Source organism: Marinomonas arctica (assembly GCF_003259225.1).
GTDB lineage: Bacteria > Pseudomonadota > Gammaproteobacteria > Pseudomonadales > Marinomonadaceae > Marinomonas > Marinomonas arctica.
In genome coordinates, this window is the sequence record NZ_QHJF01000015.1 from 1 (window position 1) to 19,581 (window position 19,581).

At 45.6% G+C, this 19,581-nt stretch carries 18 protein-coding genes and 1 other RNA gene; all 19 read left to right on the top strand.

Translation table 11 applies throughout. The features are described 5' to 3' along the window. A partial coding sequence (gene mutL / locus DK187_RS10175) for a DNA mismatch repair endonuclease MutL (RefSeq protein WP_111607250.1) occupies positions 1-1,750 on the top strand: 1,750 nt, incomplete at its 5' end. A gap of 1 nt (position 1,751) precedes the next feature. Then, positions 1,752-2,684, top strand: a complete 933-nt coding sequence (gene miaA, locus DK187_RS10180; protein ID WP_111607251.1) for a tRNA (adenosine(37)-N6)-dimethylallyltransferase MiaA — start codon at positions 1,752-1,754, stop codon at positions 2,682-2,684. Positions 2,685-2,774: 90 nt separating this feature from the next. After that, a complete protein-coding gene (gene hfq, locus DK187_RS10185) occupies positions 2,775-3,020 on the top strand; it encodes an RNA chaperone Hfq (RefSeq protein ID WP_111607252.1) in 246 nt (81 codons plus the stop codon). A gap of 35 nt (positions 3,021-3,055) precedes the next feature. Continuing rightward, positions 3,056-4,345 carry a ribosome rescue GTPase HflX gene (gene hflX, locus DK187_RS10190; protein WP_111607253.1) on the top strand — a complete coding sequence of 430 codons (1,290 nt, stop codon included), beginning with the start codon at positions 3,056-3,058 and terminating at the stop codon, positions 4,343-4,345. A 40-nt stretch (positions 4,346-4,385) separates the two neighbouring features. After that, positions 4,386-5,633, top strand: coding sequence for an FtsH protease activity modulator HflK (hflK, locus tag DK187_RS10195; protein WP_111607254.1), 1,248 nt, complete (start codon positions 4,386-4,388; stop codon positions 5,631-5,633). Beyond that, positions 5,633-6,514, top strand: coding sequence for a protease modulator HflC (gene hflC / locus DK187_RS10200; RefSeq protein ID WP_111607255.1), 882 nt, complete (start codon positions 5,633-5,635; stop codon positions 6,512-6,514). Before hflK ends, hflC begins: the two co-directional genes overlap by 1 nt. 115 nt (positions 6,515-6,629) lie before the next feature. Then, the gene (locus DK187_RS10205) at positions 6,630-6,827 is read left to right on the top strand and encodes a DUF2065 family protein (RefSeq protein WP_111607256.1); all 198 of its coding nucleotides are present in this window, start codon (positions 6,630-6,632) and stop codon (positions 6,825-6,827) included. Between the two features lie 12 nt (positions 6,828-6,839). Then, positions 6,840-8,018 carry an ATP phosphoribosyltransferase regulatory subunit gene (locus DK187_RS10210; protein WP_111607257.1) on the top strand — a complete coding sequence of 393 codons (1,179 nt, stop codon included), beginning with the start codon at positions 6,840-6,842 and terminating at the stop codon, positions 8,016-8,018. A gap of 38 nt (positions 8,019-8,056) precedes the next feature. Further along, complete coding sequence (locus tag DK187_RS10215) at positions 8,057-9,355, top strand: adenylosuccinate synthase (RefSeq protein WP_111607353.1); 1,299 nt, start codon at positions 8,057-8,059, stop codon at positions 9,353-9,355. Between the two features lie 209 nt (positions 9,356-9,564). Next, entirely contained in the window at positions 9,565-10,263 is a 699-nt protein-coding gene (locus DK187_RS10220; RefSeq protein ID WP_111607258.1) for a response regulator transcription factor, read from the top strand. Between the two features lie 6 nt (positions 10,264-10,269). After that, positions 10,270-11,577: a HAMP domain-containing sensor histidine kinase gene (locus DK187_RS10225; RefSeq protein ID WP_111607259.1), complete on the top strand. Its 1,308-nt coding sequence runs from the start codon at positions 10,270-10,272 to the stop codon at positions 11,575-11,577. A gap of 84 nt (positions 11,578-11,661) precedes the next feature. Next, positions 11,662-12,010: RNase P RNA component class A (gene rnpB / locus DK187_RS10230), an RNA gene on the top strand. A gap of 249 nt (positions 12,011-12,259) precedes the next feature. Continuing rightward, on the top strand, positions 12,260-12,715 hold the full coding sequence (mraZ, locus tag DK187_RS10235; RefSeq protein ID WP_111607260.1) for a division/cell wall cluster transcriptional repressor MraZ: 456 nt from the start codon (positions 12,260-12,262) through the stop codon (positions 12,713-12,715). Further along, complete coding sequence (gene rsmH, locus DK187_RS10240) at positions 12,712-13,650, top strand: 16S rRNA (cytosine(1402)-N(4))-methyltransferase RsmH (RefSeq protein WP_111607261.1); 939 nt, start codon at positions 12,712-12,714, stop codon at positions 13,648-13,650. The genes mraZ and rsmH overlap by 4 nt, the downstream gene beginning before the upstream one ends. Then, the gene (gene ftsL / locus DK187_RS10245; protein WP_111607262.1) at positions 13,643-13,921 is read left to right on the top strand and encodes a cell division protein FtsL; all 279 of its coding nucleotides are present in this window, start codon (positions 13,643-13,645) and stop codon (positions 13,919-13,921) included. Before rsmH ends, ftsL begins: the two co-directional genes overlap by 8 nt. Beyond that, entirely contained in the window at positions 13,918-15,681 is a 1,764-nt protein-coding gene (locus tag DK187_RS10250) for a peptidoglycan D,D-transpeptidase FtsI family protein (protein ID WP_111607263.1), read from the top strand. The genes ftsL and DK187_RS10250 overlap by 4 nt, the downstream gene beginning before the upstream one ends. Then, positions 15,682-17,148, top strand: a complete 1,467-nt coding sequence (locus DK187_RS10255; protein ID WP_111607264.1) for a UDP-N-acetylmuramoyl-L-alanyl-D-glutamate--2,6-diaminopimelate ligase — start codon at positions 15,682-15,684, stop codon at positions 17,146-17,148. Then, the gene (locus tag DK187_RS10260) at positions 17,138-18,484 is read left to right on the top strand and encodes a UDP-N-acetylmuramoyl-tripeptide--D-alanyl-D-alanine ligase (protein ID WP_111607265.1); all 1,347 of its coding nucleotides are present in this window, start codon (positions 17,138-17,140) and stop codon (positions 18,482-18,484) included. Before DK187_RS10255 ends, DK187_RS10260 begins: the two co-directional genes overlap by 11 nt. 14 nt (positions 18,485-18,498) lie before the next feature. Then, the gene (gene mraY / locus DK187_RS10265; RefSeq protein WP_111607266.1) at positions 18,499-19,581 is read left to right on the top strand and encodes a phospho-N-acetylmuramoyl-pentapeptide-transferase; all 1,083 of its coding nucleotides are present in this window, start codon (positions 18,499-18,501) and stop codon (positions 19,579-19,581) included.

The window sequence follows — 19,581 nt, forward strand, 5'->3', positions numbered from 1 at the left end:
TAATGGCACCGGCATTATGAAAGAAGATCTTTCGTTGGCCTTGAGTCGTCATGCGACAAGCAAAATTGTCACCTTGGATGACTTGGAGGCGGTTCGCACTCTCGGTTTTCGTGGTGAAGCATTGGCCAGTATTAGCTCTGTATCTAGGATGCACCTTACGTCTCGAGCCGAAAACGAACAAGAGGCTTGGCGTGTTGAAGCTGAGGGGAAAGACATGGCCGCAGCGGTTCGTCCTGCGTCTCATCCTCAGGGCACGACCATTGAAGTGCGAGATTTGTTTTTTAATACCCCCGCCCGTCGTAAATTTTTGCGTACTGAAAAGACCGAGTTCGTCCATTTGGAAGAAGTGGTGAAACGACTGGCATTGAGTCGTTACGAAACGGGTTTTCGTCTAAGTCATAATGGTAAGCAGGTTTATGATCTTCGGCCCGTAACCGATCAGCTCCATGCTGAGCATAGACTCGCCACTTTGTTGGGAAAAAAGTTTATAGAAAACGCGTTGACGCTTGATGTTGAAGCGGCGGGATTGCGTCTGTGGGGATGGATTGGTCTACCGACATTCTCTAGGTCTCAGGCGGATCTGCAGTATTTCTTTGTGAATGGTCGTGTGGTTAAAGATAAGTTGGTGGCTCATGCTGTGCGCCAGGCTTATCGTGATGTTTTATATAACGGTCGGCACCCTACGTTTGTTTTGTACCTTGAGTTAGATCCTTCTACCGTGGATGTTAACGTGCATCCTACTAAGCACGAAGTGCGTTTTCGCGATGGGCGCTTAGTGCATGATTTTTTATTCAGTCGAATTCATAAGGCAATCGCGGATGTTCGGCCAGAGTCTGATGCTGCTCCTACAGGTATGAATGACCCTGTAGGGAGTGTCGAAGGTGCGCGCGCAGCGGATATTACTGAGCAATCGGCTTTGCCTTTATCTAATCGCGCTACAGCGTCCTCTATGGATTGGATGAGATCAGCGACGAATTCGGTGGGCACCTCGGAGGTGCGCGGGCAGCTTGATGGCATGCGTCGTCTATCGGGTTATGCGCAACAATATGTGTCTTCAACGGAAGTGGTTGACCCTGAAACAGGAGAGGTCAGGGAGGTCGCTCCTTTAAGCGATGTGGGGCAAAATGAGAACCCATTCGAGAGGTCAGAGTCTGATTATCAAACCGTGCCGCCATTAGGCTTTGCCGTGGCGCAGTTGCATGGTGTGTACATTCTATCAGAAAGTGAGCAAGGGCTTATTTTGGTGGATATGCATGCCGCTCATGAGCGCATTGTGTATGAGCGTATGAAGGCGGCTTTTTATCAAAAAAACATTTCATCTCAACCCCTTTTAGTTCCCATTAATATTGCTGTGTCGCAAAGTGAGGCAGATCTTGTTGAGGAAAGTGGTGAGGTGTTTGGTGCGTTTGGGTTCTGTGTAGAAAGAACAGGGTTAGAAAGTGTTATGGTGCGTGAAGTCCCCGTTATACTTATACGGGGTGATGTGGAAGGTCTAGTGCGTGACGTCATCAGTGATTTGTCGGCGAACGGCGTCTCTGATTTGTTGGCGTCACGGGCAAATGAGTTGATGGCGTCAATGGCTTGTCATGGTGCGGTGCGTGCGAATCGTAAGTTAACCATTGCAGAAATGAACAGTCTTCTTCGTGATATGGAAGTCACCGAGCGGAGCGGGCAGTGTAACCATGGTAGGCCAACTTGGGCGCATTTGAGTATGTCTGATTTAGATAAACTCTTTTTGAGGGGGCGTTAATATGGCAAAGCCACATGTAGTTTGCTTGATGGGGCCGACGGCTTCAGGGAAGACTGGGTTGGCGGTTGAGCTTGCCCAGCATCATGATTTTGAAATTATTAGTGTGGATTCGGCGCTTGTGTACAAGGGTATGGACATAGGAACCGCAAAGCCAGATGCTGCTTTGTTGGCAAAGGCGCCACATAGACTGATTGATATTATCGATCCTGTTGAATCCTATTCGGCTGCCGATTTTGTTTTGGATGCCGTCGAGCATGCACAAGACATTTTGTCTAAAGGGAAAACCCCGCTTCTGGTCGGGGGGACTATGATGTATTTTAATGCCTTGCAAAAAGGTTTGGCTGAAATGCCTAATGCAAATGCTGAAATGCGCGCTATGATTGAAGAGGAAGCATCAATAAAAGGCTGGGCGTCGCTGCATGAAGAGTTGCAAAAAGTGGATCCTGAAGCGGCTTTGCGGATTCATCCCAATGATCCTCAGCGGTTACAAAGAGCGATAGAGGTGTTTCGCTTGACAGGGAAGTCGATGACTCAGCTTTGGGCGGAGCAGGAATCTGTGTCGTTGCCGTTTGACATGATCAATTTGGCCGTTATGCCGAAAGAGCGCAGTGTTTTGCATCAGCGTATCGAGCAGCGCTTTTACGATATGATGGATCAAGGTTTTTTGGCGGAAGTGGAAGGGCTTTATCGACGTGGCGATTTGTCTATTGAGATGCCTTCTATGCGTTGTGTCGGTTATCGGCAATTATGGCAATATTTAAACGGTGACGATTTGCTAGATGATGCTATCTTTAAAGGTATCGTCGCCTCACGTCAACTGGCTAAGAGACAGCTTACTTGGCTAAGAGGATGGGAGGATTTGATGATTTTTGACAGTTTGTCAAAAGATCTTGTGCCTGATGCCTTGAATTACATCGAAAGCAGGATTATATAGGGGAAATAGATAAAAAATTGGTGTAGTATCTACAGTATTGTTTTATCAATATTTAATTTAATTTTTTGCGCTTAACTTAAGGAGATTCCAATGTCAAAAGGGCAATCATTACAAGACCCTTATCTAAATATTCTACGCAAAGAAAGAGTGCCAGTGTCTATCTTTCTTGTAAATGGAATTAAACTTCAAGGTCAAATCGAATCATTCGATCAGTTTGTGATTCTGTTGAAAAATACCGTCAGTCAAATGGTTTATAAACATGCCATTTCTACGGTAGTACCTTCTCGTACTATCCGCGTCCCGTCTCCTGATCAGCCGGAAGATGCTGCTGAATAGTTTGTCTTTCACAGGGCAAGCAGAGGAATACCAGATTGTTTTTTGAACGTCCAGATAGTGGTGAAATAGCTGTATTGGTCCATATAGATTTTCGTGATCAAAGTGAAACTTATGGACCTGAAGAGTTTGTTGAGCTTGCTATTTCGGCTGGCGCAGACCCCGTTGCGGTTGTAACGGGGTCTCGTCAGCGTCCTGATGCTAAGTACTACATTGGTACTGGCAAGCTAGCTGAAATAAAAGACATTGTTGATCGTGAAGGTGCGCAAGTCGTGCTTTTCGATCATGCTTTGTCTCCTTCCCAAGAGCGTAATTTAGAAAGTGTTTTTCAATGTCGTGTGCTTGATCGCACAGGTTTAATTCTTGATATATTCGCACAACGCGCACGCACCCATGAAGGTAAGTTGCAAGTTGAGTTAGCTCAGCTTCAGCATATGTCAACTCGTCTTATTCGAGGTTGGACGCACTTGGAACGCCAAAAAGGCGGGATAGGTATGCGTGGGCCCGGTGAGACGCAGCTTGAAACTGACCGTCGCTTGTTAAGAGAGCGTATCAAGTCTATTCAGAAAAGATTGGAAAAAGTCGAGTCACAGCGCGACCAGAGTCGTCGATCTCGTGACCGATCTGCTGTACCTACTGTGTCATTAGTGGGTTACACAAACGCAGGTAAGTCGACTTTATTCAACCGAGCGACAGGGGCGGATGTGTATGCCGCAGATCAGCTATTTGCAACATTGGATCCAACCTTACGTCGCCTTGAGATGGAGCAAATTGGCTCTATCGTATTGGCGGACACGGTTGGGTTTATTCGTCAGTTGCCACACCGATTGATCAAGGCATTTCAGGCGACCTTGAAAGAGTCATCTGAAGCGGATTTGCTTTTGCATGTCGTTGACGCTGCCGATATTTCGCGTGATGAGAATATGGCGCACGTTGATTCTGTGTTAAAAGAAATTGGTGCCGATGAGGTGCCGATGTTAAAAGTATTTAATAAAATAGACGCTTTGGCAGATACGGAACCTCGTATCGATAGAGACGCTGACGGGAACCCTTTCCGAGTTTGGTTGTCTGCTCGTGATGGTCAAGGTGTTGATTTGCTTAAACAGGCCATCTCTGAGCTATTGGCGGAGGATGTTTTTAGTGAAACACTTTATTTGTCCAGTAAGTATGGGCGCATAAGGGCGATGCTGTTTGAGCATGGTGCTGTCAGATCGGAGCGTTTCGATGAAAGTGGTCGTTCTGTTCTTGATGTGAAGTTGCCTAAAAAAGACTATTTACAGATTTTGGCTCGCGCAGGTATGTCTGAGGATCAGATAGAAACTGCATGAGTCGTACAGGGTTATCATTAAAATAAAGTGGAGACGTAGTATGGCCTGGAATGAACCGGGTAATAACGACAATGACCCATGGAATCCAGATAAGAACCGTAATAATGGTGCTGGGCGCCCGGACGGAGGTCGTGAGAAAGACGCCGATAATGATCCTTGGGGTCGTAAGCCGGCTGGAGGTAAAGATCAAAGTCCTCCAGATTTGGATGAGGCCTTCCGTAAACTGATGGATATGTTGGGAGTTAAAAAATCCCGCAAATCTGGTGGTTCTAACGGTGGTGATTCCGGCATGTCTGGCAAATTTGGTGGCAGTTTAATTGCTATTATTTTGTTGGCGTTGCTTGCCTTATGGGCGGCAACAGGCGTGTATCAGGTGGATCAACAAGAGCGAGGCGTTGTGCTTCGTTTAGGTAAGTATCATTCTACGGTTATGCCTGGGTTACATTGGAATCCACCAATGATTGACTCTGTCAGTAAAGTGAATGTTACTAAAGTTCGTTCTCATGATCACAAAGCACTCATGCTGACGGTTGATGACGCTATTGTTGAGGTAGGTGTTTCGGTTCAGTACTCAGTGCAGGATCCGAAGGATTTCTTGATCAACGTCCGTAATCCTGAAGAATCTCTTGCTCAGATAACAGAAAGTGCGCTTCGCCATGTTGTCGGTAGTTCTGAGATGGATCAAATTCTAACGCAAGGTCGAGAATTGCTTGCGGAAGAAGTGAAAGTAAGAATTCAGGATTACAGCACAGCTTACGGTACTGGTGTGTTGATATCGAAAGTGAACGTGGAAAATACTCAGGCGCCAACTCAGGTGCAGGAAGCGTTTGATGACGTTATCAAGGCGAAAGAAGATGAGTTGCGTGTACGAAATGAAGCTGAGTCTTATGCGAATGGTATCATTCCAGAAGCTCGTGGTCGTGCGCAGCGTATTCGTGAAGAAGCTGAAGCTTACCGCTCTGAGATTGTTGCTCGTGCAAGTGGTCAGGCAGATCGTTTTGATCGTTTGTACCGTGAGTACACGAAAGCACCAGATGTAACACGTCGCCGTCTGTATATTGAAACGATGGAAACGGTTTATAAAGATGTGAATAAGGTTGTTGTTGACACTGAAGGTGGCAATAACATGATGTATTTGCCTTTGGATCAGCTTATGAAGCAGCGTGCTGAATCATCTACAGGTACAGGTTCTATGAGCTCTGGAAACATTGGGGCGTTGACAGATCAGGTGCTTGACGAGATACGTAAGCGTCAAAGTGCAACCATTCGTAGAGAGGGCAGAAACTAATGAAAGGCTTTTCTTTTTCAGTTTTATTTGTTGTTCTTCTCGGTGTATTGATTGCTTCTCAGACACTTTTTGTTGTCAAAGAAACAGAGCGCGCGGTTGTGCTTAAGTTTGGTGAGATTGTTCGGGAAGATGTTCAGCCTGGCATTCACTTTAAGCTCCCGATTATGAATGAAGTTAAGAAGTTTGATGCTCGAATTCTAACAATGGACTCTCGTCCTCAGCGTTATTTAACGTTAGAGAAGAAGGCCGTTATTGTGGATTCTTATGTCAAATGGAAGATTGATTCTGTCGCGAAGTTTTATCAAGCTACATCGGGTGATGAGTTTGTTGCGAACCGAGTGTTGTCTTCTCGTGTTGATACCGGGCTAAGAAATAAGTTTGGTGAGCGAACCATGCATGAGGTGGTTTCTGGTCAGCGAGACCAGTTAATGACCGAGTTGCGTGATGATTTAAACCAAGTTGCTCAGAGTGAGTTGGGTATTTCTATCGTTGACATTCGTGTTAAGCGAATCGATTTGCCGCCTGATGTCAGTGAATCTGTTTATCAGCGTATGAGAACAGAGCGTGAGCGTGAAGCTCGTGAGCACAGATCGAAAGGTTTGGAGCTGGCTGAGGGGATACGTGCTGACGCTGATCGTCAACAGGTCGTTCTTGAAGCGGAAGCTCAGCGTGATGCAGAGATGATACGCGGTGACGGTGATGCTAAAGCGGCGGCTATCTATTCTAAAGTGTATACGCAGGATCCAGAATTCTATGAGTTTTATCGTAGTCTTCAGGCATACCGCGAAAGCTTCAGTGGTAGCAATGATTTGTTTGTACTTGAACCAGATAGCGAATTCTTCAAATATTTGAATGGTTCGACTCGTGGTGGTACGAAATAGCATCCATATTCGTTAATAATCGTACGTGAAGCCTATTTGTTAAAATGGGAAACATGATACTATTACACAAACCGGGCCAAGCCCGGTTTTTTAATGGTCAAAATAAAGAGAATCTATGCAGGAATTGTTGCAGTCGCTGCTGGTTGGCGTCAGCCTTTTATTGATCGCCGAGGGTGTTTTGCCTTTTCTGGCTCCCAATGTGTGGAGGGAAATAATGGTGAAAGCAATCGCGAGCTCAGATTTGAATTTGCGCATTCTGGGGGCGGTTAGTATGTTTCTTGGATTAATGCTTCTTTTGCTGACACGAAGCTAAGAGGATAATTTAATGACATTAGCAGATCGTTGGTTGCTTCCTGAGGGCGTTGATGAGGCGTTGCCAGAGCAGGCCGCTAAAATCGAACACCTTAGAAGAACTCTGCTTAATCTCCACGAAAGCTGGGGATATCAATTAGTAATACCCCCTCTTTTAGAGTATTTGGATTCCCTTCTTACGGGTGCTGGTTCAGACCTAGAAATTGAAACCTTTAAAGTGATTGACCAGCTATCGGGTCGGCTTTTGGGGATACGCGCTGATTTTACTTCCCAAGTGGCTCGTATCGACGCTCATTGTCTTAAGGATGATGGGGTTCAGCGTTTGAGTTATTGCGGTAGTGTCTTGAGAACTATGCCGGCTGGCTTAGATGGTACTCGTAGCCCTATTCAGTTAGGAGCGGAGGTTTACGGTCATGGCGGTGTAGAAAGTGATATTGAAGTATTGTCTTTGATGTTGCAAACCTTGTCTGTTGCTGGCTTGTCTAATGTTGTGCTTGATTTGGGGCATGTCGATGTTGTCAGTGGTGTTCTTTCCGCTTGCGATCTAACTGCAGAACAGGAGGGTAAATTAATTGAGCTTTACAAAGCGAAAGATTTGCCTGAGTTAGATCGATATGTGGATGGTCTTAACGGCCTGCGCGACGTTCAGAAGCAGTGGTTGGTAGGGTTGCCGCGTTTGTGTGGTGACAAGGATGTGTTGCAGCGCGCTTCTGAATTGCTTGGCGGTGTGAATGAATCCATTCGTGATGCCATTGTTTTGTTGCAAGATGTGAGCCGTTCTATTTGTCAGCGTTTTCCTAATGTTGGGCTGCATTTTGATTTAAGTGATTTGGTTTCTTATAGCTATCACACGGGTGTGGTATTTGCGGCTTACGTTCCAGGTCACGGTAATGCGATTGCGCGTGGCGGGCGTTACAATAATATCGGCGAGGTCTTTGGTCGATCCAGGCCCGCGACCGGTTTTAGCACGGATGTAAAAGCCTTGGTTGCTTTGACGGATATTGTTGTCAATAAACCAAAAACAGTACTGTCGCCAATTTGCTCAAGTAACGAGTTGTGGTTGAAGGTGAATTCTCTGCGTGCTGAAGGTTACCAAGTTGTAGAGGTTTTGGATGACCATTACACTGGAAAAGCAGATTTTAAGTTGGATTTTGTGGATGGGGCTTGGCAGTTGCTGCCGGTTCGAAGCTAGACTTTTCTTTAAGAACTATCTAAATGAGACCTGAAATTATGGGTAAAAATGTTGTTATTCTAGGCACTCAATGGGGCGATGAAGGTAAGGGTAAGGTTGTCGACCTGCTTACTGAAGATGTTGCTGCAGTTGTACGTTTTCAAGGCGGTCACAATGCTGGCCATACCTTGGTGATCGATGGCAAGAAAACGGTCTTGCATTTGATTCCTTCTGGTATCTTGCGCGATGGCGTTCAGTGCATCATAGGTAATGGTGTTGTCTTGTCTCCGGCAGCATTGAAGACGGAAGTGCTTGAACTTCTTGAGCAAGGTGTGCCTGCCGTCGAGCGCTTGAAAATCAGCGCGGCTTGTCCATTGATTCTGCCTTACCATATTGCGATTGATCAGGCTCGTGAGCTTGCTAAGGGTGAGAAAAAGATCGGTACAACGGGGCGTGGTATTGGGCCTGCTTATGAAGATAAGGTGGCTCGCCGTGCTATTCGCGTTGGTGATTTGTTGGACTCTGAGCGCTTTGCTACTAAGCTGAAAGAAGTGCTTGAGTACTATAATTTTATTCTAACGAATTACCACAAAGTAGAGCCTATTTCTTTTGATAAGGTTTACGCTGAAGGCTTGGAAATGGCCGAGTTCTTGCGCCCAATGGTTGCTGACACTATTACCTTGCTTCACGATTTGCGTAAAGCGGGTGCGAACATTATGTTCGAAGGTGCGCAAGGTTCATTGTTGGATGTGGATCATGGTACTTATCCTTATGTGACATCTTCCAATACAACTGCGGGCGGAGCGCCTGCCGGTACAGGATTTGGTCCTTTGTACTTGGATTATGTGTTGGGGATTACCAAGGCTTATACAACTCGTGTAGGGTCTGGCCCATTTCCAACAGAACTGTTTGACGAAGATGGCGAGCGTTTAGGTCGTCGCGGTCATGAGTTTGGTGCGACAACGGGACGTTCGCGTCGTTGTGGTTGGTTTGATGCGGTGGCTTTACGTCATGCGGTTCAGATTAACTCTGTCTCTGGTATCTGCTTAACTAAGTTGGATGTATTGGACGGTTCGTCTGTCATTAAGGTTTGTGTTTCTTACGCTGATGCTGATGGTAATCCAGTTGCGGGTTCGTTGGTTGATAGTGAAGGGTATGAGCAAGCCAAGCCTGTTTATGTAGAGATGCCTGGTTGGACTGAATCGACAGTCGGTGCGCCAAGTTTCGAAGCTTTGCCTAAAAATGCTCAAGACTATATTCGTTTCTTAGAAGCGCAAGTGGGTGTGCCTGTGGATATTATTTCTACTGGTCCAGACCGTAATGAAACGATTGTATTGCGCGATCCTTTCAAGCAGTAAGTCGTAGCGTATTTTATTGTGTAGTAAAAAAAGCCGCATTTTGCGGCTTTTTTCGTTCTTGCGAGTAGCTAAGTTCATCATATTAGTATTCTTTGTAAATAGAGTGAAAAGAGGGGGAGGAGTTTGCTGGGCACTAAGGTAATATTTACAATTGAATTTATGGCGATGTAACCATCTGCTAAATAATGGAAAAATGAGAGGAAATATTTATGGTTAAGTTATTGCTTGCTGATGATGATGCTCGTTTGTCGGATCTAATAAAGGAATACTTTGATGGTGAGGGTTATGAAGTTGCTCATGCTTGGAATGGGCGTGAGGCTTTAGAACTGATGGCGGCTGATATGCCAGATATCATTATTCTGGATGTGATGATGCCGGAATTAGATGGTTTTGAAACGTTAAAACAGATTCGTAACAAGAGCGCTGTGCCCGTTATTATGTTGACAGCAAAAGGCGATGATATTGATCGTATCCTTGGCTTAGAGATGGGCGCAGACGATTATTTGTCAAAACCGTTCAACCCGCGTGAGTTGCTGGCGCGTATTAAAGCGATTCTGCGTCGAGCTAGTCAAGAGCGCGAAGATGATCCAACGGCCGATATCGATCTTTCTGGTGTGTTGTTGCGTCGTAAAGATCGTACGGTTTATCTTGAGGGTGAATTAGTAGAGTTAACGACCTCTGAATATACTTTGTTAGAGTGTATGTTGATGGCCCCAGGTCAAGTGCTAACTAAGCAGGAGCTTTCTGAAAAAGCATTAGGCCGTAAGTTGACTATGTATGACCGTAGTTTGGATATGCATATTAGTAATCTGCGCAAGAAGATCGGCAATTTGGAAAATGGCGACCCGCGAATTAAAACGGTGCGTGGTGTTGGCTATATTTTTGTGTCAAATGAGCAGGGTGCTTAATTTTTTATGAAAAATACTTTTCTGCGTGTGTTTCTGGTGGTGTTACTGTCCAATATTATTGTGGTTAGTATTGGTTTAGGGATGGTGCAGTTTATTCAGAAACGCAACCAGGTGTCCGCTGATTTGTTGGGTGATGTTGGTGTTCAGTTGGTCGCTGGGTATGAAAAGTTTGGTATTGTTTCTTTGCAAGAAGAAACGAAAAAGGCTGAGAAGCGTTTGTCTGGGACCATTTACTTGTATCAAGAAAATGGTCGACCTCTTCTTAAGCCTTTGCCGCGTAATTTTAGAGAGCAGAATACGCCGAGTTCATCCACTCGGCCAGCGGCGGATTTTTTACACAGTCAGTTTATTCAGGTGATTGGTGGTAATAATGTCCAATATCTACTGATATTCAAGCCTGATCCTGAAATTAGTTCGTTAGCGCCTGAGGCTGTGGTTGGTTTCTCTTTGCTTGGCTTGTTTGTTTCAAGTGGTGTGTTGGCTTATTGGTTGTTGGGGCCTTTGCTCAAGTTGCAGCGCGTGGCGCGCTCTTTTGGGCAAGGGGATATGACCGCTAGGGTAGAAAATAAGTTAGCACGAAGAAGCGATGCCGTCGGTAAGTTGGCGCGTGAGTTTAACGAGATGGCGGTGAGGATTGAAACGTTACTGTCGTCCAAAGAGCGTTTGATGCGAGATGTTTCTCATGAGTTAAGAACGCCGCTTGCTAGGATTGAGGTGGCGCTCACTATTGCGGAAGATAAGTATGGAACGGAAGCGCAAAAGGGGTATCTTCACCGCATACGCACCGAGCTTCATGAGCTTGATGAATTGATTGGACAGGTGTTGACTTTAAGTCGCCTAGAGGCCGCTTCTCTTATAAAAGAAGAGATGGATCTTCAGGAATGGTTAAGTGAAATTGTTGCGGATGTGAGTTTTGAGAGTCAGCTTAAAGGGATTTCGGTGACGAAAATTGGTCGTATCCCGAAAACCATTTTAGGTGATCCTCTTCAATTGCGTCATGCTATTGAAAACGTGCTTCGTAATGCGTGTTTTTATGCAGGTTGTGGTGGAGTGATTGAGGTTGAAACTCAGGAAAAGGCAGGCACGGCCTTTATTTATGTGCGTGACAATGGCCCTGGTGTTTCTGATGATAAGTTAGAGAAAATATTTCATGCCTTTTATCGCTCTTCTGAGGCGAGAGAGGCGAATAGCGGTGGTTTTGGTGTCGGTCTTACTATTTCTCAGCGTATTATTCGTGCGCACAAGGGGCAAATAATGGCTCGCAATCGTGAAGAGGGTGGATTGGAGGTGTGTTTCCAGCTGCCAGTGGCTTAGGTGGTTTTCTAGAAAGTGTGTTGTATTGCTCTTTTGGAAAAAAGCCCTTGTTATTGTCTTCATAGGTAAGTAACATGCCCGTCGCAAGTTGGCTAGGCAGTCGCCGCTCAATTTATTGGGGGGAGGAAAGTCCGGGCTTCGCAGGGTAAAGTGCCAGGTAACGCCTGGGGGGCGTGAGCCTACGGAAAGTGCAGCAGAAAATACACCGCCTAAGCAGTTTACTGCCGGTAAGGTTGAAATGGTGCGGTAAGAGCGCACCGCGCGACTGGCAACAGTTCGTGGCTAGGTAAACCCCACTTGAAGCAAGACCAAATAGGAACTCTTTGGCGTGACCCGCGCTGAGTTCGGGTAGGTTGCTAAAGACGTGCAGTGATGTACGTATTAGATGAATGACTGTCCACGACAGAACCCGGCTTATCGGCCAACTTGCAATTTCTTCTTCCTTTTATGTTTCCCTTTCAGGCTCGCGCTGTCGACCTAATAGCTAGGTTGTTTTTTAGTCTCTCATTGCCTGAATCTTCATTTTATTCTTTTTTGTTTTGTTTTTAATCAAATGCCGCTTCATAAGCGGCTTTTTTGTGCCCGCTTTTTATCTGTTTTCATTTTTACGCAATATTTTTTTACTATTTTGATAAAAAGGTGTTAAATTGTGGGATAAAGTGTCGATAAGTGGGATATGACAATGTTTCGTGGGATTCATCAAGTAAGTATGGATGCAAAGGGGCGTATGTCGCTTCCTGCACGCTTGCGTGATGATCTTGCCCAATACGACGATGACGGCGTAGTGGTTACCATAGATCCTGTTTCTCGATGTTTACTGCTTTACCCCTTGTCTGAGTGGGAGTTGATTCAGCAAAAGCTAGACAAGCTGCCAACTTTTCAGCCTCAGGCTAGACGTCTTCAGCGTCTACTGGTGGGGCATGCAACTGATCTGGAAGTGGATAACGCGGGCAGAATTTTATTGCCTGCACCGCTGCGTGAATTTGCACGCTTAGATAAGAAACTGACCATCCTTGGACAAGGCAAAAAATTAGAAATTTGGAGCCAAGAGGAATGGGAAGCTCAGCGTGAAGATTATTTATCCCAAGATGCTCTTGCGGACTTACAAACAGAAACCATGATGGATATTTCTTTATGACAAAGACGATGGCAGAACACATAAGCGTCATGCTTAATGAGTCCGTCGATATGCTAGTAACCGACGCGAATGGTCTTTATGTAGATGGCACGTTTGGTCGTGGTGGCCATACTCGTTTGGTGCTGGAAAAACTTAATAACGGACGTTTGCTCGGTTTTGATAAAGATCCGGTGGCCATTCGTCATGGTAAATCTTTAGAGCAAGAAGATACTCGTTTCACTATCGTTCAAGACAGCTTTGCCAATATGGCTGAGCACATTACGGACGTCTTTGGTGTGGATAGAGTGGATGGTGTGATGATGGATTTGGGGGTTTCTTCTCCTCAAATCGATGATGCTGAGCGTGGCTTTAGCTTCATGAATGATGGCCCATTGGATATGCGAATGAATCCAGAGAAGGGCATTAGTGCCGCTCAATGGATTGCTTCTGTTCATGAAAAAGAGTTGGCGGATGTGATGTATCAATATGGTGAAGAACGTTTTTCCCGCCGCATTGCAAAAGCCATCTGTGAGTACCGTTCACATACGCCGATTTTAACCACGCTGCAACTGGCAAAAATTATTGCGGAAGCAAACCCAGCTTGGGAAAAAGGCAAAAATCCGGCTACTCGAGCTTTCCAAGGTATTCGAATCCATATTAATAATGAGCTAGGGGATTTGGAAGTGGGCTTGGAGGCCGCCGCGCAGGCTCTAAAAGTGGGTGGTCGCTTGGCCGTTATTAGCTTTCACTCTCTTGAAGATCGAATTGTTAAGCGCTTTATGAAGTTAAAAGCAAAAGGGCCTGAGTTGCCAAGACATTTGCCGATTCAAAATGCACACCTTGATATTAAGTTTAAAACCGTCGGTAAGGCAATCAAACCATCTCAAGCAGAGGTGAGTGAGAACGTTCGATCCAGAAGTGCTGTGTTGCGTGTTTTGGAGCGAGTCAGTGATTAACGCGCGTTTCTTGCCGCTGATATTCATTGTTGGGGTTTTGGTGTTGACCACAGTGTCCATGGCTGTGGTGATTCAAGTGTACGATTTTAGAAAAGACTTCTCTTATCTTCAGACGTTGAAGCAGGATGAAGTGGATTATGAAGTGAAATGGGGGCAGTTGTTGCTTGAGCAAAGTGCACTAACCCAGCCAAGTCGCCTAGAGCAGGCGGCGATTAAAGATTTGCAAATGCATGCACCTTCTCAGGATGAATTGATAATAGTGAAACCATGAATATTGAAAACAGTGTTCAAACCCCAGGAAAATGGCGCTTCATCTTTGTATACGGCATCGCATTGCTGTTGTTTCTTGTCGCCGGAGGTCGCCTCTTCTACTTAACGGTAGTGGATAAGGATTTTTTGCAAAATCAGGGCGAAATTCGTGCAGTGAGAACAGAGGCTATTCCAGCCACCCGAGGCATGATACTAGACCGCCGTGGCGAGCCTTTAGCAGTGAGTACGCCGACGTGGACCATTATTGCCAATCCTAAGGCGTTGTGGAAGTTGCCACGAGATCCATCTCAAAACGTGGGGCCTGAAGAGGAGATTAAGCGTCTCGCTGAGGTGATGGGCGTTGGTAGAGCTTGGTTGCAAGAAAGATTTGAAGCGAATAAAGGTCGCTCTTTTATGTATTTGAAGCGGCAAATACCCCCCCATGAAGCCGACGCTATTATGGCGGCGAACGTGGTGGGTGTGAGCAAAACAAAAGAATATAAACGCTTTTACCCTGCTGGTGAAGTGGCTTCTCATGTTGTTGGTTTTACCAATATTGATGATAAGGGGCAAGAGGGTATTGAGCTTGCTTATGATCAGGCTTTAGAAGGGCAGCCGGGCCGTCGCAGTTATGTAAAAGATCTGACCGGCAATATTATTCGCGGTGTGGGTGTGGAAGAAGCAGAGCATCCAGGCGAAAATATTGAGTTGAGTATTGATCTAAGATTGCAATATTTGGCTTATCGAGAGCTAAAGGCAGCAGTGACTGAACATCGCGCTACATCGGCGTCTGCGGTGATTTTAGATGTAAAAACGGGCGAGATTCTGGCGATGGTGAACCAGCCGTCTTACAATCCTAATGATCGCTCTAAACTTGAATATGAAGAACTGCGCAATCGTGCAGTGATTGATTTGTTTGAGCCTGGCTCCACCATGAAGCCATTCACCATTTCTGCTGCTTTGATGTCTGGGCAGTATACGACAGAAACGACGATTAATACGTCACCAGGCTTTATGCGATTTGGGCGTTTTACCATTCGTGATGCGGCCAATTATGGTGTTATCGATTTTGAAAAACTATTAATCAAGTCAAGTAACGTTGGTGCCTCTAAGATTGCCTTGTCACTGCCACAGGATGCCATTTGGAATATGGATTATGAGTTAGGGATTGGTTCTCCAGTGGGTATTGGTTTCCCTGGCGAGGCGTCTGGTGTGTTGCCTTCTCATCCTAAGTGGCACCCGTCTGAGATTGCCACTTTATCCTATGGTTATGGCTTGTCTGTTTCCACTCTTCAGCTGGCGCAAGCTTATATGACACTGGCTAATGGTGGCTATCGAGTGCCGGTTACTATTTTTAAACAGGATGCTCCAGCCGATGGTAAGCAAGTGATTCCGAATAAGGTTGCTCAAGATGTGGTGAAAATGATGGAGGCCGTTGTGCAGCGCGGATCCGGCAAGGCCGCACAAATCCCAGGATACCGTGTGGCAGGTAAGACGGGTACGGTTCATAAAGTGGGTTCAAAGGGGTATGAATACGATCAATATATCGCTCTTTTCGCGGGCGTTGCTCCAGCATCTGACCCAAGACTGGCAATGGTCGTCATGATCAATGACCCTAAAGGTCGAGAATATTATGGTGGTGAAGTTGCTGCTCCTGTTTTTTCTCGGGTAATGGAAGGGGCGCTGACGACATTGAATATTTACCCAGATTTGCCAGAAGGGCTTAGAGAAGTGCGTTTGCAGCCTAAGAAAGCGCCTTACCAAGTGGTGCAGGGTGGTTAGATGAGTCAAATTCATCATACTCAATTACTCGATTTGGCGGGGTATCCTTTAGAGGATATCCCGCATTCTGCTGTTTATAGCCATTTGGAGACCGACAGTCGAAAAGTGGATGGCGATGCGGTGTTTTTTGCTTTGCCGGGCGTCGCATCAAATGGCTGGGATCATTTGGATCAGGTGGTTGCATTAGGTTGCAAAGTAGCGGTCGTTCCTGAATATCTTCATTTGCAGCGCAATGATATTGAGCTTCTGTCGGTTGCTGATCCAGCTAGGTTGTTAGTGGTATGTTTGCATGCATATTTTGGTCGCATGCCGAAAAAAATGGTGGCAGTTACTGGTACGAATGGAAAATCTTCTATTTGTTTCTATGTGGCTCAACTGGCTCAATTTGTTGGTTTTAAGAGCGGGTTGGTGGGGACGTTTGGTGTGGGCCCCTTGGATAAGTTGTCTGAGTCAAAACAAACAACGCCAGATCTGTTGTCTATGCACCTTATTTTGATGGCAATGGCGGACTCGGGTGTGGATTTTGTCGCTTTTGAAGCCTCTTCTCATGCTTTGGATCAGGGGCGTCTTGAAGGGGTGCCCTTTCAGACGGCGGTGTTTTCAAACCTTTCCCGCGATCACCTTGATTATCATGGTGATATGAATTCATATGCTCTGGCCAAGCAGCGATTGTTTTCGTTTCCCAGTGTGACGCATTCCGTATTTTGTTTGGATGATGCTTATGCAGGTTTCATGGCTGAAAGCGCTGTTGATTCACGCCACTATTATTATAGTGAGCAAAACTCAAAGGCCGATTTTTATGTTAAGCAGTTAGCGCTGGAGTCAGCAGGATGCCGATTTGTTCTGTGTCATCCAGACGGTGAAGTGCCAGTGTTTTTGCCCTTATTGGGTCGATTCAACGTGCAAAACGCATTGGCTGCGTTGGCCAGTCTTTGGGCTTATGTTGATGACAAACAGCGTTTGATTGCGGGTTTGTCCTGCTTGTCTGGCGCGCCTGGTCGAATGGAAAAAGTCCATTTACCTCATTCACCACTTGTTGTGGTGGATTATGCTCATACTCCCGATGCGCTAGCAGTGGCGTTACAGGCCTTGAAGGCGCATTCCAGTAGTCGATTGATTTGTGTATTTGGTTGTGGTGGTGATAGGGATAGAGGCAAGCGACCTTTAATGATGGCGGCAGCTATGCAAAATGCTGATTGCGTATGGTTAACATCTGATAATCCTCGCACTGAGTCGATAGAGCAAATTTTTTCCGATATTTTAGCGCAAACCAATCAAGGTGAGGCGTTTAGTTTTGAGCCTGATCGTCGCGTTGCGATACGTCAAGCTATCTTGTCGGCTGGCCCAAATGATGTGGTTTTGATTGCTGGTAAAGGGCATGAGACTTATCAAGATATTGAAGGTATTAAGCATCATTTTGATGATAAAGAAGAGGCGTTGAAGGCGGTAGAAGCTTATGTTAATTGATTTGACTCTTTCGGATATCGCTCTGGCTTGTAATGGCAAGCTGGTTGGTGAGAACTGCGCGCTTAATGCAGTTGTTACTGATACGAGAAAGCTATCTCCTGGTTGTCTTTTTGTGGCGTTGAAAGGCGCCCGCTTTGATGGGCATGATTATGTGAAGCAGGCGGTTGATAATGGCGCGATCGCGGTTGTGTCTGAGCATGATGTTGATGTGCCTAATTATGTCAAAGTGGCAGATACCTCATTGGCTTATGGTGCCATTGCCCGCTTGATCCGTGGCGCTTTTAAGGGTCCTGTTGTATGTATTACTGGCAGTAATGGTAAAACAACCGTAAAGGATTGGTTGGCGCAGTCACTTTCTGGCAAAAATGTGTTAAAAACACGCGCCAATTTGAACAATCAGATAGGTGTGCCGCAAACGCTGCTTGAATTAGAAAAGCATCATGATGTTGCTGTGATTGAGACAGGTACTAGTTTTTTGGGTGAAATCCCTTTATTGGCTAGAATTGCGTTTCCTGACGTGGTGATTTTAACGAATGCGAGTGGCAGTCATTTTGAAGGCTTGGGTAGTCTCGAAGGTATTGCTAAAGAAAAAGGTGGTTTGATTTCGGGGGCGGCTCCTGATGCCAGTATTATTCTTAATGCAGATGATGCCTTTTTTGATTATTGGTGTGGTATCGCAGCCGGTAGAAAAGTGTATTCTTTTGGTTTTACTGAGTCTGCGGACTTATATGCCTCTGATCTAGTATTGGGGGCGGAATCCAGTACAGCGATATTCCATTATAGTGGGACAGCGCTTCCTGTTCTTATTGCTGGTGCAGGTCGACATCAAATCGCGAATGGCATGGCAGTGGTGTTAGCCATGTTAGTCATCGGGGTTGATTTTAAAGAAGCGGTCGCTAAATTGGCTTCGCCAGTGTTGGTTTCAGGCAGGTTAGAGCGTCTTAAGACAAAAAATGGCGCGCTATTAATTAATGATTGTTACAATGCCAGCCCGTCATCAGTCAAAGCGGCAATTGATGTATTGGCGATACAGTCGGTAGAAGAAACTTGGTTGATTTTAGGTGCGTTAGCCGAGCTTGGGGATCAGCGAGACAGTATTCATAACGAGTTAGGGATGTATGCTAAGGGTAAAGGGATTTCGTGTTTGATTTGTGTTGGTCCTGTAGCGGGTATTGCTGGCGCGGCTTTTCGAAGCGCAGGTGGTAATGCAATATTTTGTAATACGCATAATGAAGCGGCGACAGTAGTTCGTCCGTTAGATAAAAAACACGCTATTTTAGTCAAAGGTTCTCGCTCGGCTAAGATGGAAAATGTCATTGAAGCATTAATTAATTAGGATATTCCTTACCAATGTTACTTCTCTTAACGGCTTATTTAAGTAAATACCATACATTTTTTACTGTATTTAATTATTTGTCTCTGCGCGCTATTTTGGGTGTTCTTACGGCATTGGCTATTTCTCTTCTGATTGGCAATAAAGTCATTGTCTTGTTGCAACGTTTACAGATTGGTCAAGCAGTGCGTAATGACGGTCCTCAGACGCATTTATCGAAAGCGGGAACGCCAACAATGGGCGGGGCGTTGATTATTTTTTCAATCTCCGTGAGCACGCTTTTGTGGGGGGATTTACGCAACGAGTATGTATGGGTTGTGCTGCTGGTGATGTTGGCATTTGGCGTTGTGGGTTGGGTAGATGATTATCGAAAAGTGGTAGAGAAAAACCCACGTGGTCTCCCTGGTCGCTGGAAATATTTTTGGCAAAGTGTGTTTGGTCTCGCCGCTGCGTTTTATTTGTATTACACCGCCAGTACACCCGCGGAAACGGCGTTGATTGTGCCTCTGTTTAAAGATGTGGCTATTCCTTTAGGTGTGTTTTTTATTGTGCTGACGTATTTCGTTATCGTGGGTACCAGTAATGCGGTGAATTTAACCGATGGTTTGGATGGGTTGGCTATTTTACCAACGGTCTTGGTGGGCGGTGCGCTGGGGGTTTTTGCGTATTTAACCGGTAATATTCGCTTTGCTGATTACTTGCTCATCCCTTATGTACATGGTTCTGGAGAGCTGCTGGTGTTTTGTGCTGCGCTGGCTGGGGCGGGGTTGGGCTTTTTATGGTTTAACACCTATCCTGCTCAAATTTTTATGGGGGACGTGGGTTCTCTGGCGTTAGGTGCGGCGTTAGGCACGATTGCTGTTATCGTCCGTCAAGAGTTGGTGTTGTTTATTATGGGTGGCGTTTTTGTGATGGAAACAGTCTCTGTAATACTGCAAGTCGCTTCCTATAAATTAACCAAACGACGAATATTCCGAATGGCACCGATTCACCATCATTTTGAGTTAAAAGGTTGGGCTGAGCCAAAAGTCATTGTGCGTTTTTGGATTATTACGGTTTGCCTTGTTTTAGTGGGTTTTGCCACCTTAAAAGTACGTTAG